Annotated in this window: 23 protein-coding genes; 12 read left to right on the top strand and 11 right to left on the bottom strand. The window is 59.2% G+C overall.

Annotated elements, in window-relative coordinates; translation table 11 throughout:
* Window positions 1-111: 111 nt before the first annotated feature.
* Window positions 112-1299 (bottom strand): MFS transporter, encoded by a 1188-nt coding sequence (locus L8H52_RS17630; RefSeq protein ID WP_242208080.1) that lies wholly within the window; start codon window positions 1297-1299, stop codon window positions 112-114.
* Window positions 1300-1980: 681 nt separating this feature from the next.
* Complete coding sequence (locus tag L8H52_RS17625) at window positions 1981-3567, bottom strand: ABC-F family ATPase (protein ID WP_007914779.1); 1587 nt, start codon at window positions 3565-3567, stop codon at window positions 1981-1983.
* A gap of 380 nt (window positions 3568-3947) precedes the next feature.
* Here L8H52_RS17625 and lpxO point away from each other — a divergent pair, with 380 nt between their 5' ends.
* Complete coding sequence (gene lpxO / locus L8H52_RS17620; RefSeq protein WP_242208081.1) at window positions 3948-4847, top strand: lipid A hydroxylase LpxO; 900 nt, start codon at window positions 3948-3950, stop codon at window positions 4845-4847.
* A 164-nt stretch (window positions 4848-5011) separates the two neighbouring features.
* Here lpxO and L8H52_RS17615 read toward each other — a convergent pair whose 3' ends face one another.
* Window positions 5012-5878 carry a Ku protein gene (locus L8H52_RS17615; RefSeq protein WP_242208082.1) on the bottom strand — a complete coding sequence of 289 codons (867 nt, stop codon included), beginning with the start codon at window positions 5876-5878 and terminating at the stop codon, window positions 5012-5014.
* Between the two features lie 189 nt (window positions 5879-6067).
* Between L8H52_RS17615 and L8H52_RS17610 the strand changes: the two genes are divergently transcribed.
* Both L8H52_RS17610 and L8H52_RS17605 read left to right on the top strand, forming a co-directional pair.
* Window positions 6068-6388 carry a hypothetical protein gene (locus tag L8H52_RS17610; RefSeq protein WP_242208083.1) on the top strand — a complete coding sequence of 107 codons (321 nt, stop codon included), beginning with the start codon at window positions 6068-6070 and terminating at the stop codon, window positions 6386-6388.
* Between the two features lie 53 nt (window positions 6389-6441).
* The gene (locus L8H52_RS17605) at window positions 6442-7596 is read left to right on the top strand and encodes a PQQ-dependent sugar dehydrogenase (RefSeq protein ID WP_242208084.1); all 1155 of its coding nucleotides are present in this window, start codon (window positions 6442-6444) and stop codon (window positions 7594-7596) included.
* A 108-nt stretch (window positions 7597-7704) separates the two neighbouring features.
* Here the strand turns inward: L8H52_RS17605 and L8H52_RS17600 are convergent, their stop codons facing one another.
* A complete protein-coding gene (locus tag L8H52_RS17600) occupies window positions 7705-8805 on the bottom strand; it encodes a peptidase C39 family protein (RefSeq protein ID WP_242208085.1) in 1101 nt (366 codons plus the stop codon).
* A gap of 92 nt (window positions 8806-8897) precedes the next feature.
* Here L8H52_RS17600 and L8H52_RS17595 point away from each other — a divergent pair, with 92 nt between their 5' ends.
* From L8H52_RS17595 to nudC, 4 genes are all read left to right on the top strand, one after another.
* Complete coding sequence (locus L8H52_RS17595; protein ID WP_242208086.1) at window positions 8898-10472, top strand: RimK family protein; 1575 nt, start codon at window positions 8898-8900, stop codon at window positions 10470-10472.
* 7 nt (window positions 10473-10479) lie between these two features.
* Complete coding sequence (locus L8H52_RS17590; RefSeq protein WP_242208087.1) at window positions 10480-11403, top strand: magnesium transporter CorA family protein; 924 nt, start codon at window positions 10480-10482, stop codon at window positions 11401-11403.
* Between the two features lie 204 nt (window positions 11404-11607).
* Complete coding sequence (locus L8H52_RS17585; protein ID WP_242208088.1) at window positions 11608-12420, top strand: crotonase/enoyl-CoA hydratase family protein; 813 nt, start codon at window positions 11608-11610, stop codon at window positions 12418-12420.
* A gap of 6 nt (window positions 12421-12426) precedes the next feature.
* Window positions 12427-13257 carry an NAD(+) diphosphatase gene (nudC, locus tag L8H52_RS17580; protein ID WP_242208089.1) on the top strand — a complete coding sequence of 277 codons (831 nt, stop codon included), beginning with the start codon at window positions 12427-12429 and terminating at the stop codon, window positions 13255-13257.
* Here the strand turns inward: nudC and L8H52_RS17575 are convergent.
* Window positions 13225-14004 carry a TSUP family transporter gene (locus tag L8H52_RS17575; RefSeq protein WP_242208090.1) on the bottom strand — a complete coding sequence of 260 codons (780 nt, stop codon included), beginning with the start codon at window positions 14002-14004 and terminating at the stop codon, window positions 13225-13227. The two genes, nudC and L8H52_RS17575, sit on opposite strands and share 33 nt — an antisense overlap.
* Window positions 14005-14363: 359 nt before the next feature.
* Here L8H52_RS17575 and sfnG point away from each other — a divergent pair, with 359 nt between their 5' ends.
* Window positions 14364-15446, top strand: coding sequence for a dimethylsulfone monooxygenase SfnG (gene sfnG / locus L8H52_RS17570; protein ID WP_242208091.1), 1083 nt, complete (start codon window positions 14364-14366; stop codon window positions 15444-15446).
* Window positions 15447-15566: 120 nt separating this feature from the next.
* Here the strand turns inward: sfnG and L8H52_RS17565 are convergent, their stop codons facing one another.
* Window positions 15567-16046, bottom strand: a complete 480-nt coding sequence (locus L8H52_RS17565) for a nuclear transport factor 2 family protein (protein WP_034153955.1) — start codon at window positions 16044-16046, stop codon at window positions 15567-15569.
* Window positions 16047-16101: 55 nt separating this feature from the next.
* Complete coding sequence (locus L8H52_RS17560; protein ID WP_242208092.1) at window positions 16102-16665, bottom strand: TetR family transcriptional regulator; 564 nt, start codon at window positions 16663-16665, stop codon at window positions 16102-16104.
* Between the two features lie 216 nt (window positions 16666-16881).
* Between L8H52_RS17560 and pssA the strand changes: the two genes are divergently transcribed.
* On the top strand, window positions 16882-18225 hold the full coding sequence (gene pssA / locus L8H52_RS17555) for a CDP-diacylglycerol--serine O-phosphatidyltransferase (protein WP_242208093.1): 1344 nt from the start codon (window positions 16882-16884) through the stop codon (window positions 18223-18225).
* Window positions 18226-18390: 165 nt separating this feature from the next.
* On the opposite strand, the gene efeO (L8H52_RS17550) is transcribed toward pssA, so the two are convergent.
* From efeO (L8H52_RS17550) to efeU, 4 genes are read right to left on the bottom strand one after another with little or no spacing between them, the layout of a single operon-like run.
* Window positions 18391-19215, bottom strand: a complete 825-nt coding sequence (gene efeO / locus L8H52_RS17550) for an iron uptake system protein EfeO (protein WP_242208094.1) — start codon at window positions 19213-19215, stop codon at window positions 18391-18393.
* 27 nt (window positions 19216-19242) lie between these two features.
* Window positions 19243-20541: an iron uptake transporter deferrochelatase/peroxidase subunit gene (gene efeB / locus L8H52_RS17545; RefSeq protein ID WP_242208095.1), complete on the bottom strand. Its 1299-nt coding sequence runs from the start codon at window positions 20539-20541 to the stop codon at window positions 19243-19245.
* Between the two features lie 18 nt (window positions 20542-20559).
* A complete protein-coding gene (efeO, locus tag L8H52_RS17540) occupies window positions 20560-21759 on the bottom strand; it encodes an iron uptake system protein EfeO (RefSeq protein WP_242208096.1) in 1200 nt (399 codons plus the stop codon).
* Between the two features lie 8 nt (window positions 21760-21767).
* Window positions 21768-22607, bottom strand: a complete 840-nt coding sequence (efeU, locus tag L8H52_RS17535) for an iron uptake transporter permease EfeU (RefSeq protein ID WP_242208097.1) — start codon at window positions 22605-22607, stop codon at window positions 21768-21770.
* 287 nt (window positions 22608-22894) lie between these two features.
* On the opposite strand from efeU, the gene L8H52_RS17530 reads away from it, so the two are divergent.
* The 3 genes from L8H52_RS17530 to L8H52_RS17520 all read left to right on the top strand — a co-directional run bounded on the left by L8H52_RS17530 (window position 22895) and on the right by L8H52_RS17520 (window position 26580).
* Complete coding sequence (locus tag L8H52_RS17530) at window positions 22895-23911, top strand: AraC family transcriptional regulator (RefSeq protein WP_242208134.1); 1017 nt, start codon at window positions 22895-22897, stop codon at window positions 23909-23911.
* Window positions 23912-24137: 226 nt separating this feature from the next.
* Window positions 24138-25802 carry an AMP-binding protein gene (locus L8H52_RS17525; RefSeq protein ID WP_242208098.1) on the top strand — a complete coding sequence of 555 codons (1665 nt, stop codon included), beginning with the start codon at window positions 24138-24140 and terminating at the stop codon, window positions 25800-25802.
* 16 nt (window positions 25803-25818) lie between these two features.
* The gene (locus L8H52_RS17520) at window positions 25819-26580 is read left to right on the top strand and encodes an SDR family NAD(P)-dependent oxidoreductase (protein WP_242208099.1); all 762 of its coding nucleotides are present in this window, start codon (window positions 25819-25821) and stop codon (window positions 26578-26580) included.
* Window positions 26581-26590 lie beyond the last annotated feature (10 nt).

The raw sequence follows: 26590 nt of genomic DNA, 5'->3' as shown, positions 1-26590 counted from the left end.
ACTGTGGGAGCGAGCTTGCTCGCGAAAGCGTAGTGTCAGTCAATACATGTGCTGACTGATTCACCGCCTTCGCGAGCAAGCTCGCTCCCACATTGGTTTTGCGTCGATGATTCAGGAAATCGCCCGGCGCTGGAGCAGCAACGTCAGCCCCAACCCAATCACCGACAACAGCGCCGCACAGAAGAATATCCACGAATATCCCAGATTCAACGCCACCGCGCCCATCAACGGCCCGGCAATCGCCAGCGCCAGATCGAAGAACACTGCATACGCGCCCAAACCGGATCCTCGGCTGGAGCTGGGCACCTGTTTGATCGCTTCGACGCCCAGCGCCGGGTACACCAGCGACAGGCCAAACCCCGCCAGTCCTGCGCCGATCAACGCGAATGCGGTGGAGGGCGCCAGCCACAACATCACCAGCCCGACGGTTTCGATGGTCATGCAGGCGATCGCCGATTTGAAGCCACCAAAGCGACTGATCGCCGAAATAAACAGCAGCCGCGACAGAATGAAACACACGCCAAACACCGTCAGGCAATACGCCGCGCCGGTCCAGCCACGGTTGAGGTAATACAGGGTGATAAACGTGGTCAGCGTGCCGTAACCGATCGAGGCCAGGGTCAGGCTGGCGCCGTACGGGGCAATCCGCCCGAACACTGCCCAGAATGGCAGGCGTTCGCCACGGATCACCGGCACCGACGGTTTGTTGCGGATCAGCAGCAGTGCGCTGGCCGCCAGTACCGCCAACGCGATGCCGAGGCTGGTGAAACCGTAATCGGCGACCATCACCACGCCCAGTGGCGCACCAATCGCAATCGCACCATAGGAAGCGATGCCGTTCCAGCCGATGGATTTCGCCGTGTGTTCGACACCGACCTGGCCCATGCACCAACTGATCGTGCCGACGCCGATCAAACCCTGCGCGATGCCGAGCAGCAAACGGCCGATAATCAGAATGATCAGGCTGGCCAGCGGGAAACTCTGCAACAGCGTGGAAAGCAGCGTCAGCAAGCCGCTGAGGACAATACCCCACAAGCCATAAATGATCGCCCGCTTGGTTCCGACCGTATCCGACATGCGCCCGGCCATTGGCCGGCTGAGCAGGGTGGCCAGATACTGCGAGCCAATCACCAGCCCGGCAACGACCGCGCTGAAACCAAGCTGCTCATGCACGTAACCGGGCAACACCGCGATTGGCAGACCGATACAGAGGAAGGCAATAAAGGTATAGAAAACGATGGAGACGATCTGCAGGGTGATCGCCATGGAGCTTTGCGGTGGCTGTTGCTGCGCAGACATGAGGACTCGTTCGCGGGCGGCGGTGGGAGAGCTCGCATCATGGCTTGAGCGTCATATAAAAGAAAGCAGGCTAACTAATTTCCCTGAGGATTGATGTAGCTGCTGATGGCCCCTTCGCGAGCAGGCTCGCTCCCACCTTTGAAATGCATTCCCCTGTGGGAGCGAGCTTGCTCGCGAAGGTAGCCGCACCAGCAAAACCCTCACCTTGAAATGCATTCCTCTGTGGGAGCGAGCCTGCTCGCGAAGGTGGCCGCACCCGCAAATCCCTCACCTTGAAATGCATTCCCCTGTGGGAGCGAGCCTGCTCGCGAAGGTAGCCGCACCAGCAAATCCCTCACCCTGAAATGCATTCCCCTGTGGGAGCGAGCCTGCTCGCGAAGGTAGCCGCACCAGCAAAACCCTCACCTTGAAATGCATTCCCCTGTGGGAGCGAGCCTGCTCGCGAAGGTGGCCGCATCCGCAAATCCCTCACCTTGGAATGCATTCCCCTGTGGGAGCGAGCCTGCTCGCGAAGGTGGCCGCACCCGCAAATCCCTCACCTTGAAATGCATTCCCCTGTGGGAGCGAGCTTGCTCGCGAAGGTAGCCGCACCAGCAAATCCCTCACCTTGGAATGCAAAAAGCCCCGTCACATGGACAGGGCTTTAGCTTGAAGCTAGCAGCTCAATACTTGAGGCTGCTTTTAGAACACCACACCCTGACTACGCAGGTAGTCATCGTAAGTGCCGCTGAAGTCGGTCACGCCATCCGGGCTCAGCTCGATGATGCGCGTGGCCAGGGACGATACGAACTCACGGTCGTGGCTGACGAAGATCAGCGTGCCCGGGTAGTTTTCCAGCGCCAGGTTCAGCGCTTCAATGGATTCCATGTCCAGGTGGTTGGTCGGTTCGTCCATGATCAGCACGTTCGGCTTTTGCAGGATCAGCTTGCCGAACAGCATGCGACCTTGCTCACCACCGGAGATGACCTTGACCGACTTGAGGATCTCGTCGTTGGAGAACAGCATGCGGCCCAAAGTACCGCGAATCATCTGCTCGCCCTGAGTCCACTGACCCATCCAGTCGAACAGCGTGACGTCGTCTTCGAAGTCGTGCGCGTGATCCTGAGCGTAGTAGCCCAGTTCGGCCGCGTCGGTCCACTTGATGCTGCCGGCGTCCGGGGTCAGTTCGTTGACCAGGGTGCGCAGCAGGGTGGTTTTACCGATACCGTTCGGGCCAATGATCGCTACGCGCTCGCCCGCTTCAACCTGGAAGCTGAAGTCTTTGAACAATGGCTTGCCGTCGAAGCCTTTGGCCATTTTTTCGACGATGACCGCCTGGCGGTGCAGCTTCTTGTTCTGGTCGAAGCGGATGAACGGGCTCACGCGGCTGGAAGGCTTGACCTCGGCCAGCTGGATCTTGTCGATCGCCTTGGCGCGGGACGTGGCCTGTTTGGCTTTCGAGGCGTTGGCCGAGAAGCGGCTGACGAACGATTGCAGCTCGGAAATCTGCGCTTTCTTCTTGGCGTTGTCCGACAGCAGTTGCTCGCGGGACTGGGTCGCCACGGTCATGTACTCGTCGTAGTTGCCCGGGAACAGGCGCAGCTCGCCGTAATCCAGGTCAGCCATGTGCGTGCACACGCTGTTCAGGAAGTGACGGTCGTGAGAGATGATGATCATCAGGCTGTTGCGCTGGGTCAGCACGTTTTCCAGCCAGCGAATGGTGTTGATGTCCAGGTGGTTGGTCGGTTCGTCGAGCAACAGCACTTCCGGATCGGAGAACAGCGCCTGCGCCAGCAATACGCGCAGTTTCCAGCCTGGCGAGACTTCGCTCATCGGGCCGAAGTGTTGCTCGATGCCGATACCCAGGCCCAGCAACAGTTCACCGGCGCGGGATTCGGCGGTGTAGCCGTCCATCTCGGCGAATTCGGTTTCCAGCTCGGCCACGGCCATGCCGTCTTCTTCGCTCATTTCCGGCAGCGAGTAGATGCGGTCGCGCTCGGCCTTGACCTTCCACAGCTCTTCGTGACCCATGATCACGGTGTCGATCACGGTGAATTCTTCGTAGGCGAACTGATCCTGACGCAACTTGCCCAGGCGCACGTTCGGCTCGAGCATGACCTGACCGCCGGACGGGTCGAGGTCACCGCCGAGGATTTTCATGAAGGTCGACTTGCCGCAACCGTTGGCGCCGATCAGACCGTAGCGATTGCCCGCGCCGAATTTGACCGAAACGTTTTCGAAGAGCGGCTTGGCGCCGAACTGCATCGTGATGTTAGCTGTAGAGATCAAGAGTTTTTCCTGCGAAGCATTCTTAAAAAGCGAGGGTGCGGCTGCAGCGCTTGGCCCGAGTCAAAGTGCGCTGAAGCGGGGAAGTCCCGTCATCAACCAAGGGGGCGCGTAAAGTTTGGCGGCGATTGTACTGGTCTGGCGCTTTAAACGATAGGGCGATCACGCCACGATCGCCGATTGGCATGATCGCAGGACAGTTTTTCACAGTTGAAGATTCACTATCGGTTACAAACTGTGGCTAAAATGCCATCTTTCACCGAGCGCCCGGTTTCTGGCGCGGGCTCAAGGACGTGCCATGTGTATTCAGACCACTGCATAAGACGCTGGGCCCCAGGCCGCCAAGCGCGCAGTTTGTTCACTTCTGACGTGTGACGATTTCCGTGAAACTCATCATTGCTGCTATTTATGTCATTTCGATTGCATACGTTCATTTGCGTGGCCGTGTGCGCCACAAACTGGGTCGACAGCTCAGCGACCATTCGACGTTTCTCGCGCCGATCAACTGCTTTCTGTACCTGTTCTCGAAAAAGCCGAACAAGCCTTATCTCGACCCGGCCGAGTTCCCTGATCTGAGCCCGTTGCAGGCGCACTGGGAAGAAATCCGTGAAGAAGGTCAAAACCTGCTGCGTGCCGGCGAAATCAAGCGCTCCAACCAATACGACGATGTTGGCTTCAACTCGTTCTTCAAGAGCGGCTGGAAGCGTTTCTATCTGAAGTGGTACGGCGAGAGCCATCCGTCGGCCATGAAACTGTGCCCGCGTACCACCGAGCTGGTGCAGAGCATCGGTTCGATCAAGGCGGCGATGTTTGCCGAGCTGCCGCCGGGTTCGAAGCTGGTACGCCACCGTGACCCGTATGCAGGTTCCTACCGTTACCATCTCGGTCTGGACACGCCGAACGACGCCGGCTGCTACATCAACGTCGATGGTGAGAGCTACCACTGGCGTGACGGCGAAGCGGTGGTGTTCGACGAGACGTTTATTCATTACGCCGAAAACACCACCGACAAGAACCGCATCATCCTCTTCTGCGACATTGAACGGCCGATGAAGTACCGCTGGGCTGCAGCGTGCAACGCCTGGTTCAGCCGTACGGTGATGTCCGCTGCCGGTGCACCGAACGATGCCGGCGACCGCACTGGCGGGATCAACCGCTTGTTTACCCGGATCTACAAGATCCGTTTGCGTGGCAAAGAACTGAAAAAGCGCAATCGCAAGCGTTACTACATGGAAAAGTGGGCGATCTTCGGCGGTTTGCTGGCGGTGTTCATTCTGATCTGAGTTTTTGCATTGCTTTGGCTGGCCCCTTCGCGAGCAGGCTCGCTCCCACAGTGGAATTGGGTGAATGCGAATTTCGCACTCGACTCAGAACCCTGTGGGAGCGAGCCTGCTCGCGAAGACTTTCTCAAATACAACCTGTCATTTGCCTGACGTTACTTGGATTCTCATTCGCCGGAGGCTTTCTTAGTCCTCTTGGCTGGCGCTGTCTTGTTGGCAGGCTTCGCCTTCGGCTTGGCCGCCGCTTTCCCGCCCAGACTGCGTTTGAGCAGCTCGGTCAAGTCGATCACATCAGCGGTTTTGCGTTCTTCCTCGCCACCCACCGTTTCAACGTCCTCGATCTCGCCCTCATGGGCCTTTTTCTCGACCAGCGCCATGATCTTGTCTTCGAACTCATCCTTGTAATCCTCGGGCTTCCAGTCGGCGCTCATGTCCTGCACCAACCGCTTGGCCATGTCCAGTTCACCCTTGGCCAGCTGTGGCTTGGTCACTTCAGGACCCAATTCCAGCTCATCGAGGCCACGCACCTCCTGCGGCCAGCGCAATTTCACCAGCACCAATGCATCTTCCAGCGGCATCAACGCCGCCAAGTACTGGCGCGTATGCAGCACCACGCGGGCGAGGGCGACCTTATTGGTTTTGCTCAGGGTTTCGCGCAGTAACGCGTAGACCTTGCCGCCACGCTTGTCGGGGGCCAGGTAGTAGGGCGTGTCGATGTTTTGCAGGGGAATCTGCTCGGCGTCGACGAAAGAAAAGATGTCGATGGTCTGCGTTGAAACCGGGTGCGCCGAGCGGATTTCCTCTTCGCTGAGCACCACATAACGGCCTTTTTCATAGGCCACACCTTTGACAATGTGCTCCTTGGTGACTTCCTTGCCGGTGACCTTGTTCACCCGTTTATAGCCCACCGGGTCCATGCTGCGGCTGTCGAGCCAATCGAAATCGACGCCCTGCGAAGAGGTCGCCGAGACCAGTGCGACAGGGATGTGTACCAGTCCGAAACTGATCGCGCCTTTCCAGATTGCCCGAGCCATGATGCGTTCTCCGAGTGATGATCGGATGACCTGCGGCTGTGGCTGAAAGTTTCCCCGAAATGCGCGGGTTTCCCAGGACTCGGTCAAGTCGTGTTACATGTTGTTTAAGGCTTGTGGGTTAACAAATCCGAACCCTCGGCGTAGCGTGGACTCGAAGGCTCTATCCCTGGCCCATCGAGAGGCAGCGTCATGAACCGCATTCTGCTTGGCATCGTCGTCCTGACCCTCAGTGGCGGTCTGTTTCATGCCGACGTCCTGTTGGCGCAAAGCCCGACCGGCAACAGCAATAACCCCTACAACAGTCCGATTCGCCGGGCCAACCCCAACAGCATGCAGGGCACCCAGCCGAGCGCTCCCCCCGTTCGGGGACCGAACACTGTGCCGACGCCACGTCAGCCTACGGTCGAGAACCGAGGCATTGGCAACGGCCAGCCGATCCGCTCGGTGCCGGGCACACCCCCCACGTTCATTCCCAACCCTCCTTCGCGTAGCGGAGACAGCAACCGTTGAGCGGCAGAACAGAGGTTCTGCCGGCCTTTGCAAACGAACAAAAGGAATCGTGCATGTTGCGTAAAACCCTTCTAGCCACTGTCTGCGCCGGCGCGCTGATCAGCGCTCCGGTATTCGCCGCCGCCGCTAAAGAGCTGCAAAGCGAACAGGGCACCCTCGAAGTCACGACCATCAGCGCAAGCCTTGAGCATCCATGGGCCTTGGCGTTCCTGCCGGATCGCCAAGGCATGCTGGTCAGCGAACGTCCCGGCAATCTGCGCGTGGTGAGCGCCGACGGCAAATTGTCGGCGCCGATTTCCGGGGTGCCGCAGGTCTGGGCCAAAGGGCAGGGCGGGTTGCTGGATGTCGTGCTGTCGCCGGACTTCAAAGAGGATCGCCTGGTCTATCTTTCTTATGCCGAAGGCGGCGGTGCCGGCGACAAGGCAGGCACCGCCGTCGGGCGGGGACGGCTTTCAGATGACTTGAAGACGCTGAAGGATTTCAAAGTGATCTTCCGTCAGGAACCGAAGCTTTCGGTTGGCAACCATTTCGGCTCGCGGCTGGTGTTTGACCGTGATGGCTATCTGTTCATTACCCTGGGCGAGAACAATGACCGGCCAACGGCGCAGGATCTCGACAAGCTGCAAGGCAAGGTCGTGCGCATCTATCCGGACGGCAAGGTGCCGGACGACAATCCCTTTGTCGGCCAGTCCGGCGTTCGTCCCGAGATCTGGGCATACGGCCTGCGCAACCCGCAGGGCGCGGCGCTCAACCCATGGACCGGTACGTTGTGGGAAAACGAGCACGGCCCGCGTGGTGGCGATGAGGTGAACATCATCGAGCGCGGCAAGAATTACGGCTGGCCACTGGCGACCCACGGCATCAATTACTCGATGCAGCCGATCCCGGAAGCCCAGGGTAAAACTGCCGAAGGCACTGTCGCGCCGCACCATGTCTGGGAGAGGTCGCCGGGCGTCACCGGTATGGCGTTCTACGATGCCGACCGCTTCAAGCCGTGGCAGCACAACGCATTTATCGGCGCCTTGGTAACTCAGGAACTGATTCGCCTGCAGTTCGATGGCGACAAAGTGGTGCACGAGGAGCGCTTGCTCGGCGAACTCAAGCAGCGCATCCGCGATGTGCGGCAAGGGCCGGACGGCTATTTGTATGTGCTGACGGATGAAGAGAAGGGCTCGCTGTACAAGATCGGTCTGAAGCCCGCACCTTGACGGCTATTCCCCTGTAGGAGCTGTCGAGTGCAACGAGGCTGCGATCTTTTGATCTTGGTTTTCAAAATCAAAAGATCGCAGCCTGCGGCAACTCCTGCATGTGGACGCTTACGTTTCGCGGGAATACACCACCACCGCCGCACGCAATTTGCCCCGGCCAAACCGGCACATCTTGTCGAACTCGCCATGACTCACCGGCACATGCTGGCAGTCCATAGGCTGTCGATGCTGGCTGTGGTCGACATCCGGGTCGTGCAGGTATACGAAATCTTCGTCGCAATCGGTCACCACCACCCAATGCGGCGATTTGGAACGGGTCAGCCGATAGCTGCTGATCAACACCAGCGGCTGCCCGCCGGCAGCGAGCAAGCGCGGCAGATCCAGCGCCGCACCGATCACGCACGCGACATCGGTGTCCTGCAATTGCGCCGTGAACTCGTCGTGCACCAAACGCATGACGTCTTTTTTATGCGCATCACGCACACCGTCGAGGAACAGCGGCCCAGCCAGACTCAACTGCAAGCACACCTTGAAGCCCCGACGCCACGCCGCCAACGCCAATCCCTGCGGACTGCAACCGCCATGGCCGGACGTCATGAACACCGTGGTCGCTTCACGCCAGATCTGCAGTTCTTCTCGGCGCTCCAATAAACGATCCGATTGCAGTGCGCCCATGGCCATCAACAGGCACGCCTGGCCACAGGTGAAGTCGGTGGTTTGCGGGTAGTAAGGCACCTTGATGCTGCGCGTGTCGCGATGCTGAAGAATGCGTTTCTCCAGGCGCAGCGCATCGGCGTGGTCTTCGTAGTAATCGTGAATCAGTGCAAAGCGCCGGTAGCCATTGCGTTCATACAGCGCAATCGCGGCAGGGTTGTTGGTACGCACCTCCAGGCGCAGGTACGCGCAGTCGTGCTCCAGCGCCAGCGCCTCGATACGTTGCAGCAGTTGTTTGCTGAGACCGGTGCCTCGCTCCTCAACCGCGATCGCGATGGAATACAGCCGCGCGAGTGAAGTGCCGCGATGAAACAACACCAACGCGTAACCCAGCAATTGCCCGTCGCACTCGGCCACCAGCAGCCGCCCGTGAGCGCGGGTGATCATCCATTGAAAGCTGCGACTGGTGAGCCGGTCCGTGGTGAAACATTGCATTTCCAGTGCCAGCAGCGCCGGCAAGTCTTCAACTACCGCCAAACGAAAAACAGCCTTCATATGACCACCGTAAAAGTTACGTAACGAAACGAGACTTTCGAAAAACTTCGTGCTTAATAGAAAAGGTCTTGTTCTCCAACGGATCAATCTCTATGTCAGCGGTACAGGGTCATTGGCGCGAAGTATCCGAGCAAAGTTTGCCGGCGGCAACTTATTTAAACTCGGCGATCAAAACATCCAGCCAGGTTGTAATCATTGTCGAGCGCAAGGAAGACTGGGCTTCATACTTCCCCAGTGAAGACATCGTGACGGCTCAGGAGTACCTCGAGCACAGCTGCGACAGCGAGACGGGAAAACGTGTGCAGGTGATCAATCTGTGCCGCAGCTACAAGTACCTCGGCCACGGCTACTACTGCTCGTTGCTGGCCGAAGCCCGCGGGCACAAGGTGATTCCGTCGGTGCGCACCATCAGCGAACTGACGAAAAAATCACTCTACGGCCTGGCACTGGACGATCTCGACAAAACCCTGGAGAAAGCCCTCAGTCATCATCTCTACAGTGATACCGAAGGTTTTACGCTGACCCTGTATTTTGGCCGAACACATATCGAGCCATTACAGGATCTGGCGCGGCAGTTGTTTGAAGTGTTTCCCTGTCCGATTCTGTTAGTTGAGTTTCGCCGAACTAACGGCTGGCACATCGAAGGTATAAAGTCCGGCGCCTTGCACAAGTTGCGCGATGATCAGGAAGATCAATTCGCCAATGCGCTGGACGGCTTCAGCCGTAAAGTCTGGCGAGTGCCGCGCTCGCCGCAAGTAGCGCGCTACGACCTGGCAATTTTGCACGATCCACAGGAAGCGTTGCCGCCCTCCAACAGCAAGGCACTGGCGAATTTCGTCCGGGTTGGCAAAACCATGGGTATTGATGTCGAGCTGATCGAACGGAAGGATTATGCACGGCTAGCCGAGTACGACGGTTTGCTGATCCGCGAAACCACCAGCGTCGACAACCACACCTATCGCTTCGCCAAGAAGGCCGAGAGCGAAGGTCTGGTGGTGATGGACGACCCGACATCGATCCTGCGCTGCACCAACAAGGTCTATCTGACCGATCTGCTCAACAGCCATCAGTTGGGCATGCCCGCCACCGAAATCCTCTACAAGGAGCGACCCGAAGACTTCGAACGTGTGGGTGAGCGCCTTGGCTTTCCGTTGGTATTGAAAATCCCCGACGGTTGTTTTTCCCGTGGGGTGATCAAGGTCGAAAGCCAGCAGGCCTTGCTTGAAGCCACCGCCGAACTGTTTGAACACTCGGTATTGCTGCTGGCTCAGGAGTTTTTCTACACCGAGTACGACTGGCGCATCGGCGTGCTCAACCGCAAACCGATCTTCGCCTGCCAATACTTCATGTCCAAAGGTCACTGGCAAATCTACAACCACAAGGCCAAAGGCCAGGACGTCAACGGCGAATGCCGGACGATGGCGATCCACGAAGCACCGCGCGCGGTGGTCGAGCTGGCGGTGAAGACTGCCAATCTGATCGGCGACGGCCTCTACGGCGTCGATCTGAAACAGGCGGGCGACAAGGTTGTGGTGATCGAAGTCAACGACAACCCCAACCTCGACGCCGGCATCGAAGACGCTTATTTGCACGACGATCTGTATTCACTGGTGCTGGATGAGTTCGTGCGCCGTCTGGAACTCAAACGTCGCGGTCAGGCCTGGTGAAACACCGATGATCAACAGCTTTGCACTGAGCCACGGCGCCTTGCAGCGGGTCGAGCGACTGGACGCCGAGGTCATGCTCTTCAGCAACCCGGATGCCGCCGAGCGCGACTTGCTGCACAGTCATTTCAAGGTCGATGAGCATGCACTGGCGTCAGCGCTGGACCCCGACGAGGTGTCACGCATCGAGTTTCACCCCGACCATTTGTTCCTGATCTGGAAGCGTCCGGAAAACTATTCCGGTGGCGGCAGTCTGGCGTTTGAAGTGTCGTCGTGCGGATTGTTGTTCGCGCCGGGACAACTTCTGGTGATCGCCACCGACGACACGCCGCTGCACGGCCTCGGCACCCGCCAGTCGTTGAATACGCCGCTGGATGTGTTGCTCGACCTGCTGTTCAACAACATCCATCACTACCTCGGCCATTTGAAGGTGATCAAACTGGTCGCCCGCGAACTGCAGCAGAAATTCAACGCCTCGATGCAGAACCAGCATCTGGTGCAGATGTTCAACCTCAGCGAAAGCCTGATCTATTACATCAACGCGCTGCACAGCAACGGCGCAGTCCTGACGCGCCTGCGCAATCATGCCGAGAAGCAGCATTTCGGCAGTGAAGCGCTCGGTCTGATCGACGACCTGATCATCGAAAACAACCAGTGCTACAAGCAGGCGGAGATCTACTCAACGGTGTTTTCCGGGTTGATCGATGCGCGCGGCAATCTGATGAACAACAGCATGAACAACCTGCTGCGCAAACTGACGTTGATCAACGTGGTGTTTCTGCCGTTGAATTTGATTGCGAGCATTGGCGGGATGTCGGAGTTCAGCATGATGACGGCCGGGACGCCGTGGTGGATTTCCTATCCGCTGTTTCTGGCGGTGATGTTGCTGGGGGCGGGGGGGATGTTGTTTGGGCTGCGGCGGTTGGCTCGATGATTTGTAGTGACTGATCGGACGTCTTCGCGAGCAGGCTCGCTCCCACAGGGGGAGCGCATTTCAAAATGTGGGAGCGAGCCTGCTCGCGAAGAGGTCGGCACAGACAACACAAATCTCAGGACAGTCCCGCATTTGGCCGAACCGCCGCCGTGATGCCTTGTTATAGTTCGGGCCTCATTTTCAGCCCGGTAAAGGATCACTGCCATGACTCAATACTCCGCCTTCAGCGTCGAACTGGCCGATAACATCGCCCATGTGCAGATCAATCGCCCGGAAAAGATCAATTCGATGAACGCGGCGTTCTGGAGCGAGATCGTCGAGATTTTCCAGTGGGTCGACGATACCGATGAAGTGCGCGTGGTGGTGCTCAGTGGCAACGGTAAACACTTTTCTTCCGGCATCGACTTGATGATGCTGGCCGGCGTGGCCAATGAACTGGGCAAGGACGTCGGCCGCAACGCGCGCCTGCTGCGCCGCAAGATCCTCACCCTGCAAGCCTCGTTCAACGCCGTCGACAACTGCCGCAAACCGGTGCTTGCAGCGATTCAGGGTTATTGCCTGGGTGGCGCCATCGATCTGATCGCCGCGTGCGATATGCGTTACGCCGCCGAGGACGCGCAATTCTCGATCAAGGAAATCGATATCGGCATGGCCGCTGATGTTGGCACTTTGCAACGGTTGCCACGGATCATCGGTGACGGCATGCTGCGTGAACTGGCGTACACCGGTCGCACCTTCGGCGCTGACGAAGCGCGCAGCATTGGCCTGGTCAATCGCGTGTACAGCGACAAGGACGCGCTGCTCGAAGGCGTGCTCGACATCGCCCGTGAAATCGCCTCGAAATCGCCGATCGCGGTCACCGGCACCAAGGAAATGATCAGCTACATGCGCGACCATCGCATCGACGACGGCCTCGAATACGTTGCCACCTGGAACGCCGCCATGTTGCAATCCACCGACTTGCGCGTGGCCATGGCGGCCCATATGAGCAAACAGAAACCCGAATTTCTGGACTGAGAAACCATGACATCTCGCTGGACCACTGCAGTACTCGATACCGATCAACCCGGCGGCTGGGCCGTGGCGCGCAGCCCGGACGGCTTTCTGTTCGATGACAACGGCGCGTTGTTCCCTCGGGAATGGCTCAAGCGTCAGGACCTGTCGATCCTCGCCGAGCACGGTATTGGCCATCTCGATGGCGAGCCGGTGTACCTGCTCGAACTGCGCAGTGCCAGCGAAGTGCCGGGTTGCAACTGGAAAGGTCTGCGGGCGTTCATGCTCGATGGCGATCACACGATCTACAAAGTCCTCGGTTACGCCGCGCAGATCGGCACCTGGGCTCGCGAACACCGCTTCTGCGGCAACTGCGGGCAGGCGATGACGCAGGTGCCGCGCGAGCGGGCGATGTATTGCCAGCCGTGCGACTTGCGCAGTTATCCGCGTATTTCGCCGAGCATGATTGTGCTGATCACTCGCGGCGACGAGATTCTGCTGGCACGTTCACCGCGTTTCGTCACCGGGGTTTACAGCACGCTGGCCGGGTTTGCCGAACCGGGCGAGTCGGCCGAGGATTGCCTGATTCGGGAAGTACGCGAGGAAGTGCAGATCGAGGTGAAGAACATTCAGTATCTGGGCAGCCAGTGCTGGCCGTTCCCGCACTCGATGATGCTCGGCTTCCATGCCGAATACGCCGGTGGCGAGATTGTCTGTCAGGAAGACGAGATCGAAGACGCCCAGTGGTTCAACGTGCACGACCTGCCGCCGCTGCCGGCGTCCAAGTCGATTGCCCGTTACCTGATCGACGTCTACGTGGCGCGGCGCTTAGGCCACGCTGAACCAGTGCTGCCAGGCTAGGCGCACGGTCAAACCCAGCACCACGGTGATGAACACCGGACGAATGAACTTGGCGCCACCGCTGATCGCGGTGCGCGCGCCAAAGAATGCGCCGACCATTACCGACAGGCCCATGCTCAGGCCGATGATCCAGTCCACCTGCCCGGAAAACACGAACACCGACAGCGCCGCAATGTTGCTGACGAAGTTCATGCTGCGCGCCACGCCGCTGGCCTTGACCAGGTCGATCGGGTAAAGCAGCAGGCTGCTCACCGTCCAGAATGCGCCAGTGCCAGGCCCCGCCACACCGTCATAGAAACCGAGGCTGAAGCCTTGGGTCGACTGCCATTTCTTTTTGATCGGCGCATCGCTGTCCAGCGGCGCTTTTGGCGTGCCGCCGAACAACAGATACAGACCGCAAGCGAAGACGATGACCGGGAGCATCTTGTTCAGCCATTCGGCCGGCAGGTAATGGGCGACGATAGCACCGGCCAATGCGCCGACCAGCGTGCCGACAATCGCGTGCACCCACTGCCGTGGGTGGAACAGTTTGCGGCGGTAAAAGGTGAAACTGGCGGTGGCCGAGCCAAACGTTGAGCTCAGTTTGTTGGTGCCCAGCACCAGATGCGGCGGTAGGCCTGCGGTCAGCAGCGCCGGGGTGGTCAACAGACCACCGCCGCCGGCGATGGCGTCGATGAAACCGGCAATGAAAGCGACAAGGGCCAGAATGGCCAGGGTGGTGAGGTCAACGCTGAGTTCGAAAGGCATGGAAATCGGCTTATTCGGCAGGGCGCAGATTTGGCTGCGGGGAGGGCGGTCATGTTACTCATTTCCAAGTGTTGCGGCGACCCGTCTGATGCCTTCGCGAGCAGGCTCGCTCCCACAGTTTTTTGGGGTGTTCACAAAATCAATATTCACTACAAATCCCCTGTGGGAGCGAGCTTGCTCGCGAAGGCGGCATCCCAGCCAATGAAAAACTTACTGTTGCCCACTCAACATCCAGCCAACAAATCCCCCTTAAAAAAACATCTCGATAGCCGGGAAACCCAACAAACCCGGGCATTCCAGCCCTGGCACGCTTGCTGCTCTACCACTCCCATCTCCGCAAATGTCCCGAGGACACGCCAATGAGTCAGCAAGCCGTGAAATTTGCCTACTGGGTGCCGAACGTCAGCGGTGGGCTGGTGGTCAGCAAGATCGAACAGCGCACCGATTGGGGCATCGACTACAACCGCAAACTGGCACAGATCGCCGAAGCGGCCGGGTTCGAATATGCGCTGACGCAGATCCGCTTCACCGCCGGTTACGGTGCCGAGTTTCAGCATGAGTCAGTCGCGTTCAGCCACGCGTTGCTCGCGGCCACCAGCAAACTCAAGGTAATTGCAGCGATCCTGCCCGGTCCGTGGCAGCCGGCGCTGGCGGCCAAGCAACTGGCAACCATCGATCAACTCACCAACGGCCGCATCGCGGTGAACATCGTCAGCGGCTGGTTCAAAGGCGAGTTTCAGGCCATCGGCGAGCATTGGCTGGAGCATGACGAGCGTTATCGTCGTTCCGAGGAGTTCATTCGCTCATTGCGCGGCGTGTGGAGTCAGGACAACTTCACCTTTCGCGGCGACTTCTACCGTTTCGACAACTACAGCCTGAAACCGAAACCCTTGGGCCGTCCGGAGATCTTTCAGGGCGGCAGTTCCCGTGCGGCACGGGACATGGCGGCGCGGGTGTCGGACTGGTATTTCACCAATGGCAACAGCGTTGAAGGGATCAAGGCGCAGGTCGACGATATTCGTACCAAAGCAGCGGCGAACAATCATTCGGTGAAGGTTGGTGTGAATGCCTTTGTCATCGCCCGTGACACCGAAGAAGAGGCCAGAGCCGTACTGGCGCAGATCATCGATCAGGCGGATCCAGAGGCAGTGAATGCGTTTGGCGACGCGGCGAAACAGGCGGGCAGGGCGTCGCCGGAAGGTGAGGGCAACTGGGCGAAATCGACGTTTGAGGATCTGGTGCAGTACAACGATGGCTTCAAGACCAATCTGATTGGTACGCCGTTGCAAATTGCCGAGCGGATTGTCGCGCTGAAAGCGGTGGGGGTGGATCTGGTGCTGGCGGGGTTTCTGCACTTTCAGGAAGAGGTGCAGTATTTCGGCGAGCGAGTGTTGCCGCTGGTGCGCGAGCTGGAGGCAGAAAAGACTGCCGCCGTCGCCTGAATCCTATGCAAAACCTGTGGGAGCGAGCTTGCTCGCGAAGGCGTCCTTTCAGTAAATATTGTGATTACTGATACACCGCATTCGCGAGCAAGCTCGCTCCCACATTAGATCTACGGTGTCTTAGAGACCGAGGTCGGACAGGCCTGGGTGATCATCCGGGCGTCGGCCCAGTGGCCAGTGGAACTTGCGTTCGCTCTCTTTGATCGGCATGTCGTTGATGCACGCGTAACGCTGGAACATCAGGCCTTGCTCATCGAACTCCCAGTTTTCATTGCCGTAGGAGCGGAACCAGTTGCCCGAATCATCGTGCCATTCATAGGCATAACGCACGGCGATGCGGGTATCCGAGTAAGCCCACAGTTCCTTGATCAAACGGTAATCCAGTTCCTTCGCCCATTTACGGGTCAGAAACGCCTTCGCCTCTTCACGGTTGTTGGCGAATTCGGCGCGGTTGCGCCATTTAGTGTCGAGGGTGTAAGCCAGCGAAACCCGTTCCGGATCACGCGAGTTCCAGCCATCCTCGGCCAGACGAACTTTCTCGATCGCCGATTCACGGTTGAAAGGTGGCAATGGCGGACGTACCTGGGCTGCAGTAGACATGTTCAGTCTCCCGATCTAATTAATAATTGAACAACAAGTCCGGCTTATTAAGGCGTTACAGGTCCAATAACTTTCGCGCCATGCATTGCGCATTATCGGCGGCACTGTGATCACCCATCACAAGCGCTACGGTAATGGCACCGTCAATCAGGATCAGCAGCTGTTTGGCCAGCAGTTGCGGATCTTCGGCGCCATGTTCGGTACACAGCTCGCACACGTAGTCGAGCAGCTTCTGTTTGTGTTCTTTGGCGACCAGGCGCACCGGGTCCTGCGGATCGCCGGTCTCGCCGCTGGTGTTGATGAAGGCGCAGCCGCGAAAACCTTCCGAGGCGAACCAGCTCCTGAGCACGGTAAACAGATTGAGCAGGCGATCGGCCGGGGTTTCGGCTTGATCGACAGCGCTTCGGTACCAGTGCATCCAGCGCACATCGCGGCGTTGCAGGGCGGCAACGGTCAAGGCGTCCTTGTCGGCAAAGTAACGGTAAATGCTTTTTCTGGAGACGCCGGCGGTTTTCACCAGAAGATCCATGCTGGTGGCAGCGATGCCACTTTTGTAGATCAGCTTTTCGGTGACATCCAGAATGATGTCGCGTGTGTCGTTGCTAGTGATTTCGCTCATGAGGCAAACAGTAGAACGATTGTTCTCCTTGGTCAAGCGGGTGTTTTTGTTGGCTGTAAAATCGTCTTCGCGAGCAGGCTCGCTCCCACAGGGGAATGCGTTTCAAAGGTGGGAGCGAGCCTGCTCGCGAAGAGGTCATTACGGACACTAACAAGACCCGAAGGATGTGATGGTGTAAGCTCTCGGGTTCTTCGGATTCGACCCATTGCGAGCCCTATGCCGTTGCTTTTCAAACGTTCCTTGCTGCCCAAACTGCGCAGCTTTCCGCTGACCGCCGAGGCCGTGACCATACTGTCCGGCGCCGCCGAGTTCCGTCGTTGCCTGCTGGAGAAAATCGCTGCCGCGACCCAGCGCATCTACATCGTTGCGCTGTATCTGCAGCAAGACGAAGCCGGTCAGGAAATCCTCGATGCGCTGCACGCTGCCAAGCTCAAGCGCCCGGAGCTGGAAATCGCCGTGGTCGTCGATTGGCTGCGCGCGCAACGCGGGCTGATCGGTGCCGGCAAGCAGCCGGGCAATTCGGCGTGGTATCAGGAAATGACCCGCACGCACCAGAGCGAAGTGCCGGTGTACGGCGTGCCGGTGCAGACCCGTGAACTGTTCGGCGTGCTGCATCTGAAGGGCTTCGTGATTGACGATTGCGTGGTTTACAGCGGCGCGAGCCTGAACAACGTTTATCTGCACAAGTTCGATAAATACCGTTTCGACCGCTACCACGTCCTGCAAAGCCACGAACTGGCGGATTCGATGCATCACCTGGTCAAGCACGGCCTGATCGAGTCAAAAGCAGTGCACCGCCTCGATCTGCCGAACCTGCCGACCACGCGCAGTCTGCGCAACGACATCGGCGATCTGCGCAGCCGCTTGAAATATGCCACTTACGACACGGCCACGGGCAGTACTGCCCGAGACGGCTTGTCCGTTACCCCGTTGCTCGGCGTCGGCAAGAACAACCCGTTGAACCGGGCGATTCTTGAGTTGATCGCCAGCGCGCAAAAACAGCTGACCATCTGCACGCCGTACTTCAACCTGCCGCTGGGGGTGATCCGTGAGGTCAATCGTGCGTTGGCCCGTGGTGTGAAGATCGACATCGTGGTCGGCGACAAGACTGCCAACGACTTCTATATCCCGCCGAGCGAGCCGTTCAAGGTGATTGCGGCGCTGCCGTATCTGTACGAGATCAGCTTGCGCCGCTTCGCCAAACGGCATCAGCGCAACATCGACAGCGGCCAGTTGAACCTGCACCTGTGGCGTGATGGCGACAACACCTATCACCTCAAAGGTATGTGGATCGACCAGCGCTATACGCTGCTGACCGGCAACAACCTCAATCCACGGGCATTCCGTCTGGATCTGGAAAACGCGTTGCTGATTGATGACCCGAAAGGCGAATGGCTGGCGCCTCGGGCGAAGGAGCTGGAGGAGATTTTCCGCCATACCACGCGGATCGAGAATTTCCAGAGTCTGGAGACGCTGCCGGAATACCCGGCCGGGGTGGCCAAGTTTCTCAAGCGTGTGAGTCGGGTGCGGATTGAGCGGTTGCTCTATCGGATTCTTTAAACCTTCAGATTATTTTGTGCGGCTGAAAATGCCTTCGCGAGCAGGCTCGCTCCCACAGGGGGAATGCATTCCAGATGTGGGAGCAAGCTCCCTCCCACAGGGAAATGCAGTTCAAAATGTGGGAGCGAGCCTGCTCGCGAAGGGGCCCGCTCAAACGCTACAAAACTAGTTGAGACCCAGCTTGCCACGCAACGTGGACAGGTCTTCCGCCAAAGTATTCACCGGCCCAACCAACGCTTTACGATCGTTATCCTTCACCTTGTCGTAAGTCTCGAACCCACCATCCTTGGTCTTGTACTTGGCCAGAATCTTGTCGACCGTGGCAAAGTTCTTGTCCACTTTCGCTACGAAAGCCTTGTCCTGCTTCTCGATCTGCGGACGGAACAGGTCGACGATTTTCTTCGCGCCGTCGATATTGCCCTGGAAGTCATACAGGTCGGTGTGGCTGTAGCGATCTTCTTCACCAGAGATCTTGGTCGCGGCCACTTCTTCCAGCAGCGCAGCAGCACCACCGACGACTTTCTCAGGCGGGAAGGTCAGGCCGGCGACACGGGTTTGCAGGTCTTTGACGTCTTTGTTCAAACCGTCTGCCAGTGCATCGAGGTCTTTGGTGCTTTTCTCCGAAAACAGCGAGTACTCGATGCGGTGGAAACCGGTGAAGTCTTCCGCTTTCACGCCTTTCTCGTGGTCGTCGACGCGCGAGTCGATGGACGCATCGAGGTCACTGAACAGCTCGGCAATCGGCTCGATCGACTCGTAGTAAACGCGGGTCGGTGCGTAGAGCTTTTGCGCGGTGGCCAGGTCGCCTTTTTTCACCGCGTCGGTGAACTGCTGCGTGTGGCTGGCCAGTTCATCGAGTTGTTCGGTGACGTAAATCTTGTAGTCCGACACCGGCCCCACCAGATCCAGCGGTGCTGTCGCGGCAAACGCCGACAGCGGGGTGTTGAGCAAACCAAGGGTCAGCAATAACGCGAGTGGCGTCTTTTTCATGGGGGCGGCTCCAGTGTTGAGATTGTTTTATGCAGCGGTTTTCGGTTGTGTGGCGTTGAGCAGCGAGCGACCGATGAAGTCCTTGTCGCCCGTGACACCCGGCAGGGTGAAGAAGTAACCACCGCCGACCGGTTTGAGGTATTCCTCAAGCGGTTCGCCGTTGAGGCGGGTCTGCACAGTGATGAAGCCTTTTTCCAGATCAGCCTGGTAACAGATGAACAGCAGGCCCATGTCGAGCTGGCCGTTCTTGTTCACGCCGTTGGAATAGTTGAACGGCCTGCGCAGGATCAGGTTGGCCTGAGTCGCGGCCGTGCGCGGGTTGGCCAGACGAATGTGCGCGTCGAGTTTGGTCAGCTTGCCCGCCGGGTCCTTGCTGTAATCCGGGACTTCGCTTTCATGCTGGCCACCCATCGGTGCGCCGGTGGTTTTGACCCGGCCAAGGATGCTTTCTTGCTCCTGCAACGGCGTCCGGTCCCAGCGTTCGACGAAATTGCGGATGATGCGTACGGCCTGATAACTGCCGTGCGCGGCCCAGGCCGGCTCGTCGCTGCCCGGCTGCACCCAGACCAGGCGATCCATGGCTTTGCCATCGTTTGAATCAGGGTTGGCCGAACCGTCGCGGAAGCCGAGGAAGTTCCGCGCCGATTGCGCTGGCACACCCGGTTTCGCCGGGGCTTGCGGCGGCACGCTGCCTTCCTGTTTCCAGCGCACCAGCAGCAGGTCGGGCAGGTTTTTGACGATGTCGCGCAGGGCGTGAATGTTGGTGTCGGCGGTGTTCGAGCAGAACTGCAGGCTCAGGTCGCCATGGCAACAATCGGCTTCCAGCGCGTCGTTGGGGAAACCGACCATACGGATCAGCCGTTTGGGTTTGGCGTCGGCCAGCCCGAAGCGTTCGTCGAACAGCGATTCACCGACGGAAACGGTGATGGTCAGGTTGTCCGGCGTGACGTTCGGGCCGAGGATGCCGGAATCCGGCGGTGGCAGTTTCGGATCGATCTGCGCGACCGGGCCGCCCTTCATCAGGAACGCAATGCGCTCGTTGAGGGTGCGGAACAACCGCTCGAGGTCTTCGCGGTCGCTGGCCAAGACATCGAACGACACCAGCATGCCCGAGGCCGGGCGCGGGGTGACGATGCCGGTCTGGTGCACGCCGTGGAAATCGTGGCGGTCCTCAGTCTTGTCGCTGCTCGGCGCTTCGGTGACTTGCGCCGGCGCGGCGGCCATGGCCGGGCAGCTCAGGGCTGAACCTGCGAGGGCGACACCGGCGGCGCCCATGCCCATCAGGACACGGCGACGTTGCAGGTTGAGGTTTTCTGAATCTTTCATCGGGAATGGGTCTTCTGCTTACAGGCCGGAGAGGCCGAGGGCGGGATCGATGCCATCCAGTGCGTCGGCCAGGGCCTGAGCCTTGTCGGCGATCTGCTTGCGTTGTGCGCCGCTGATGGAGTCGTAGCTGGCGTAGCCGTCCTTGATCTTGTAGCTGTCGAGTTCGCTGTCGAAATCCGCCAGTGCCTTGTCGATTTTCGGCAGCAGGTCGGCGGCTGATTTGCTCAGCATCGGCCGCAGCAGATCGACGACTTTGTGCGCGGTTTGCGCATTGGCGGCGAAACCGTTGAGGTCGCTGTGGCTATAGCGTTCTTCCTCACCGCTCGCGGCGCGCACGTCGGCCAGTGTGTTGAGGTTACGCACGACGATGTTGACCAGTTGCTCCGGTGGCAGCGATTGCGCGAGCAGTTGCTGTTTGAGCGTGGTGACGTCGCTGAGCAGGCGCTGGGCGACCGGCGTCAGATCGTCGAGTTTGCGCTGTTGGAACAGGCCGAATTCGAGACGGTGGAAACCGACGAAGGCCGGATCCTGCTCGCGTTTCTCGAAGTAATCGGCGCGGGCGTTGATGCTGTTGTCCAGCTCCGCCAAGCGCTGCGCGGCCGGGGCCAGATGTTGATATGCCGCACGTGCCGGCAAATACAGCGCCTGAGCCTGGCTCAAGTCGCCGCTTTCAATCGCTTGATTGAGCGCCGTCACGGCTTTGATCAGCGCGCTGCTTTGGCTGGCCAGGTACACGCGAAATTCCGACAGCGGCCCGACGAAAGCGACCATTGAAGGTTTGGCCTTGGCGGCAGCGTCGGAGGCGGCGGTTGGCGTCACGTGCAAGGTGCCGCGCGGGTTGCTCAGCAGGCCGCAGGTGATTGCATAGTCACCGGGCTGCAGGTTGGCGTTGATCACCTGACTCAGGCCCGGCGCGATGTTTTCGCGTTCTTCGACAACGAGCACGCCATCGAGAATTTCCCATTCCACCGCACGGTCGGAGCGGTTGACGATGCGGAAACTGGCGCGGCCGGCCGGCACCGTCAGTGCATTCGGCTCGCAGTTACCGGGATGAATGTTCACCACCACTTCATCGTGGTTGTGCTGACGCTTGGCGGCGGCCATTTTCGAGGCGTAATAAAACAGGCCACCGGCGGCGATCATCACCACCACCGAGCCGGCCACCGCCCAGCGCAAGGCGCGGGGAGGGGAGGCCTGAGGAGAGTTAGGCTTTGACATGAATGCCCTTATTGGCTGGAAACGGAAGACGGTTGTGCGGAGGGCTTCGGCGCCGGGTAAAAGAACATCACCAGCGCCACCAGCAGATAGATCAGATACGCCCCAAGGGTGCTGACAGTCGGCGCATCCTGATAACCGAACATGCCGGCCAGCACCGAGCCCAACGGGCCGTCCATTGGCAGCGTCGCGCTGAAATCGAAGAGCACGGTTTGCAGGTGATTCCACAGCCCGGCTTCATGCAGCGCTTGCACCGAGTTGGCAAGAATCCCGGCGGCGACCACCAGAATGAACAGGCCGGTCCACTTGAAGAACGCCGAAAGGTTCAGGCGCATGCTGCCGCTGTAGATCAGGAAACCGACGATGATCGCCAGAATCAGCCCGAGCAGGGCGCCGATCGGCGCGCCCGGGCCTTCGCTTTGCTGGAACACCGCGAGCAGGAAGAACACCGTTTCCAGACCTTCACGGGCGACAGCGAAAAAGACCATGGCGATCAGCGCAATGACCTGATGCTTCGAAGAGGTCAGCGCGTGATCCAGCGAGGCTTGCAGCGAATGCTTGATCGAACGCGCAACCTTGCGCATCCAGAACACCATGGAACTGAGAATACCCACGGCCACCAGGCCGACAATGCCTTCGAACAACTCCTGCTGCTTTTGCGGGAATTCGGCACTGACCAGTTCCAGACCACCGCCGACCAGCAGGGCGAGGGCGGCGGCGAGGAATACGCCGATCCACACGGCAGGCATCCATTGACCGCGACCAGTCTGTTGCAGGTAGCTGGCGATAATGCCAACGATCAGCGCGGCTTCAATGCCTTCGCGCAGCATGATCAGGAAGGGAACGAGCATTCGGTATCCAACAAGTCATTCGAAGAGGTTACAAGTTGTAACATAATGACAAGCATTCTCACATGACAATCATTGACACAAACCTGAACGCAAGCTGAACAAGTTAAAGAACAACCATTCTCATGCGGGTGACGCCAAAGCCGTGTAGGAGCTGCCGAAGGCTGCGATCTTTTGATCTTGATTCTAAAAATCAAAAGATCGCAGCCTTCGGCAGCTCCTACACAGGAATTTGAGTTGGATGCGGTAAGATGCGCGTCATCCAAAAACAACAAGGCTCACCGCGTTCCATGTCGGAAAAAGACACCATTGCCGTCCAGCTCTTGCGTGAAGCGCTGCTGCAAAGTTGTGCCCCGGGCGCAGCCACCGAAGAGGTCTTGAACAAGGTCGGAATTGATCCGGCGTTGCTGCACACCGAACACAGCCGGGTGCCGGCCTCGCAGTACGCGAAACTCTGGCGGTTATTGGCCCGGCGTGGCGATGACGAGTTTTTCGGCATGGACCCGCGCAAGCTCAAGTCCGGCAGCCTTGAGTTCCTCTGTCGCAGTGCGATGGCGCAATCGACGCTGGCGGCGGGATTGAGTACCGGCCTGAGTTTTCTGTCATTGATGCTTGAACGCATGCCGGCGCAACTGGTGCACCAGCAAAGTCTGGCGGAAATTGTCCTGCTGGAAGACGACCCCGATCCACGCCGCGCCTTCACTTATTTCACCTACTGGATGATCGTCCACGGTGTGGCCTGCTGGCTGGCCGGGCGGCGGATTCCGATTCTGGCGATCGAACTGCGCTGCCCCGCGCCGGATTTCACCGATGACTACCGGGTGATGTTCTCGGAGAATCTGCGTTTTGAGCGGCCACGTACGCGGATGATTTTCTCTGCCGATTGCCTCGATCTGCCGATCAAGCGTTCTACCGAAGAGTTGAAACGCTTTCTGGCCCACGCACCGGCGAACATTCTGGTGAAGTACCGCGACCCGGAGAGCCTGGCCAGTCGGATCAAGCAGGATCTGCGGCAACTGCCCGCCGAGCAGTGGCCTGAAACTGAAGCGCTGGCGCAGCAGCTGTGCATGTCGGCCTCGACCTTGCGCCGACGCTTGGCGGAAGAAGGGCAGACCTATCAGGGGCTCAAGGACAGCGTGCGCAAGGAATTGGCGATTATCTGGCTGGCAGAGCCTTCGATCAGTTTTGTCGAGATTGCCGCGCGGTTGGGATTTGCCGATGCGAGTTCGTTTTACAAGGCGTTTCGCAAGTGGTCGGGGTCCAATCCCGGGCATTACCGCACGCTGATCCTGAATGAGGTTGTCTGACCCGGCCTCTTCGCGAGCAGGCTCGCTCCCACATTTGGAATGCATTCCCCCTGTGGGAGCGAGCTTGCTCGCGAAGAGGTCAGTCCAGGCAACACAAAACTTAAACCTTGGCCAAACCAGTCAGCCACTTTGATGGCTTTGACCATTGCCCCAAGCCCCGCACAGCGCGACTATCCCCCTGTTGTTTACGCTTCCCAGCCTAATAAAAAACAGAGGGATTCTGGCAATGCGCGATTACTTGTCTGCCACCGAACAGTTCAACTATCAGCACACCGTGGATGCCGCGCTCAGCGGTACGCTTGAGGCGCTCAACGCCTGCGTCGAATGCTGCGACCGCCATGCCTTGCCGGGTCGCATCGCACTGTTCTGGGAAGGCCGCGACGGCGCCAGTGCGACGTACACCTTCAGCGACCTGCAGGACAAAGCCGCGCGTTTCGCCAATTTCCTTCTCGGCCAAGGCGTGCAGAAGGGTGACAAAGTCGCCGGCCTGCTGCCGCGCAACAGCGAATTGCTCATCACCGTGTTGGCCACCTGGCGTATCGGTGCGGTGTATCAGCCGCTGTTCACCGCGTTCGGCCCCAAAGCCCTTGAGCATCGCCTGAACAGCTCCGGCGCCAAAGTCGTGGTCACTGACGCGGTCAACCGGCCGAAACTCGCTGAGGTTGCCGACTGCCCGACACTCGTCACCGTTGGCGGCGCCAAAGGCCAGGGCATCGTCCGTGGTGATTACAGCTTCTGGGCCGAACTGGCCAACTATTCCAACGTTTGCCAACCGGTGCTGCTGACCGGCGAAGATCCATTCCTGCTGATGTTCACCTCAGGCACCACCGGCCCGTCGAAAGCGCTGTCGGTACCGCTCAAAGCCATCGTTGCGTTCCAGAGTTACACCCGCGACGCCGTCGATCTGCGCCCGGAAGATTCGTTCTGGAACGTCGCCGATCCGGGTTGGGCCTACGGCATCTATTTCGGCGTCACCGGCCCGCTGTCGATGGGCCATCCGATCACTTTCTACGATGGCCCGTTCACCCTTGAAAGCACCTGCCGGGTGATCAACAAATACGGCATCACCAACCTCACCGGTTCGCCAACGGCTTATCGCTTGCTGATTGCCGGCGGTGACGAATTCGCCAAGTTGATCAAAGGCAAATTGCGCATTGTCAGCAGCGCTGGCGAACCGCTGAACCCGGAAGTGATCCGCTGGTTCGCCGACAACCTCAATGTGGTCATTCACGACCATTACGGCCAGACCGAACTGGGCATGGTGCTGTGCAACCACCATGGACTTGAGCATCCGGTGCACGTCGGTGCCGCCGGCTTCACCTCGCCGGGCCACCGTATCGTCGTGCTCGACGAGCAATACAACGAACTCGGTGTCGGCCAGCCCGGCATCCTCGCCATCGATCGTCCGCAATCGCCGATGTGCTGGTTCGGCGGTTACGAAGGCGCGCCAACCAAGGCGTTCGTCGGCGATTACTACCTGAGCGGCGACACCGTGGAATGGAATCCGGACGGCAGCATCAGCTTCGTCGGCCGCAGTGACGACGTGATCACCACCTCCGGCTACCGCGTTGGCCCGTTCGATGTGGAAAGCGCGCTGATCGAACACCCGGCGGTGGTCGAAGCGGCGGTCGTCGGCAAACCGGACCCGGAGCGCACCGAGCTGGTCAAAGCCTTCGTGGTGCTCAGCGCGCAATACCGCGCCGCGCCGGAGTTGGCCGAAGAGTTGCGCCAACACGTGCGCAAACGTCTGGCGGCGCATTCGTACCCGCGTGAAATCGAATTTGTCAGCGAATTGCCCAAGACCCCGAGTGGCAAATTGCAGCGCTTTATCTTGCGCAACCAGGAAATCGCCAAGGCTCAAGAGGCCGCAGCGCTTAACGTTTCAGCTTGAATCAGGAACTACAGTCATGCAGATCGAGAACAAGGTTTTTATCGTCACCGGCGGTGCCTCCGGCCTCGGAGCCGCCAGCGCTGAATTGCTGGTGAGTGCCGGCGCCAAAGTGATGCTGGTGGACATGAATGCCGAAGCGGTGGCCGCGCAGGCTCAGCGTCTCGGCGCAAAAAGCGTGGTTGCCGATATCAGCAATGAAGCTGCCGCCGAAGCCGCCGTGCAAGCGACCGTCGCAGCGTTTGGCAGCCTCAACGGTCTGGTCAACTGCGCCGGTATCGTGCGTGGCGAGAAGATCCTCGGTAAGAACGGCCCGCATGCACTGAGCAGTTTTGCTCAGGTAATCAACGTCAACCTGATCGGCAGCTTCAACATGCTGCGTCTGGCTGCTGCGGCGATCGCCGAGAGCGAAGCCAACGCCGACGGCGAACGCGGCGTGATCATCAACACTGCCTCGGTGGCAGCGTTCGACGGCCAGATCGGCCAAGCGGCTTACGCGGCGTCCAAAGGCGCGATCGCCAGCCTGACGCTGCCAGCCGCCCGCGAACTGGCGCGCTTCGGCATCCGCGTGATGACCATCGCCCCGGGCATTTTCGAAACGCCGATGATGGCCGGCATGACCCCGGAAGTCCGCGACTCGCTGGCCGCCGGCGTACCGTTCCCGCCGCGTCTGGGCAAGCCTGCCGAGTACGCCGCACTGGTTCGGCATATCATCGAAAACAGCATGCTCAACGGCGAGGTGATCCGTCTCGACGGCGCCTTGCGCATGGCCGCCAAGTAAGGAGGATTTT

The sequence above is a fragment of the Pseudomonas sp. CROZ-RG-20F-R04-15 genome (assembly GCF_022662375.1).
In the GTDB taxonomy this organism is placed as follows: Bacteria; Pseudomonadota; Gammaproteobacteria; order Pseudomonadales; family Pseudomonadaceae; genus Aquipseudomonas.
This window is presented reverse-complemented; position numbering and strand designations above follow the sequence as displayed.

What these genes read in the sequence shown, in the direction of transcription:
- L8H52_RS17615 (WP_242208082.1), bottom strand. Translation starts at nt 5,878, where the DNA reads ATGGCTCGGGCAATCTGGAAAGGCGCGATCAGTTTCGGACTGGTACAC.
- efeB (WP_242208095.1), bottom strand. Translation starts at nt 20,541, where the DNA reads ATGAAAGATTCAGAAAACCTCAACCTGCAACGTCGCCGTGTCCTGATG.
- L8H52_RS17600 (WP_242208085.1), bottom strand. Translation starts at nt 8,805, where the DNA reads ATGAAGGCTGTTTTTCGTTTGGCGGTAGTTGAAGACTTGCCGGCGCTG.
- L8H52_RS17605 (WP_242208084.1), top strand. Translation starts at nt 6,442, where the DNA reads ATGTTGCGTAAAACCCTTCTAGCCACTGTCTGCGCCGGCGCGCTGATC.
- L8H52_RS17525 (WP_242208098.1), top strand. Translation starts at nt 24,138, where the DNA reads ATGCGCGATTACTTGTCTGCCACCGAACAGTTCAACTATCAGCACACC.
- L8H52_RS17560 (WP_242208092.1), bottom strand. Translation starts at nt 16,665, where the DNA reads ATGAGCGAAATCACTAGCAACGACACACGCGACATCATTCTGGATGTC.
- L8H52_RS17610 (WP_242208083.1), top strand. Translation starts at nt 6,068, where the DNA reads ATGAACCGCATTCTGCTTGGCATCGTCGTCCTGACCCTCAGTGGCGGT.
- L8H52_RS17520 (WP_242208099.1), top strand. Translation starts at nt 25,819, where the DNA reads ATGCAGATCGAGAACAAGGTTTTTATCGTCACCGGCGGTGCCTCCGGC.
- L8H52_RS17595 (WP_242208086.1), top strand. Translation starts at nt 8,898, where the DNA reads ATGTCAGCGGTACAGGGTCATTGGCGCGAAGTATCCGAGCAAAGTTTG.
- L8H52_RS17565 (WP_034153955.1), bottom strand. Translation starts at nt 16,046, where the DNA reads ATGTCTACTGCAGCCCAGGTACGTCCGCCATTGCCACCTTTCAACCGT.
- pssA (WP_242208093.1), top strand. Translation starts at nt 16,882, where the DNA reads ATGCCGTTGCTTTTCAAACGTTCCTTGCTGCCCAAACTGCGCAGCTTT.
- L8H52_RS17575 (WP_242208090.1), bottom strand. Translation starts at nt 14,004, where the DNA reads ATGCCTTTCGAACTCAGCGTTGACCTCACCACCCTGGCCATTCTGGCC.
- L8H52_RS17585 (WP_242208088.1), top strand. Translation starts at nt 11,608, where the DNA reads ATGACTCAATACTCCGCCTTCAGCGTCGAACTGGCCGATAACATCGCC.
- L8H52_RS17530 (WP_242208134.1), top strand. Translation starts at nt 22,895, where the DNA reads ATGTCGGAAAAAGACACCATTGCCGTCCAGCTCTTGCGTGAAGCGCTG.
- efeU (WP_242208097.1), bottom strand. Translation starts at nt 22,607, where the DNA reads ATGCTCGTTCCCTTCCTGATCATGCTGCGCGAAGGCATTGAAGCCGCG.
- efeO (WP_242208096.1), bottom strand. Translation starts at nt 21,759, where the DNA reads ATGTCAAAGCCTAACTCTCCTCAGGCCTCCCCTCCCCGCGCCTTGCGC.
- efeO (WP_242208094.1), bottom strand. Translation starts at nt 19,215, where the DNA reads ATGAAAAAGACGCCACTCGCGTTATTGCTGACCCTTGGTTTGCTCAAC.
- L8H52_RS17630 (WP_242208080.1), bottom strand. Translation starts at nt 1,299, where the DNA reads ATGTCTGCGCAGCAACAGCCACCGCAAAGCTCCATGGCGATCACCCTG.
- L8H52_RS17590 (WP_242208087.1), top strand. Translation starts at nt 10,480, where the DNA reads ATGATCAACAGCTTTGCACTGAGCCACGGCGCCTTGCAGCGGGTCGAG.
- nudC (WP_242208089.1), top strand. Translation starts at nt 12,427, where the DNA reads ATGACATCTCGCTGGACCACTGCAGTACTCGATACCGATCAACCCGGC.
- sfnG (WP_242208091.1), top strand. Translation starts at nt 14,364, where the DNA reads ATGAGTCAGCAAGCCGTGAAATTTGCCTACTGGGTGCCGAACGTCAGC.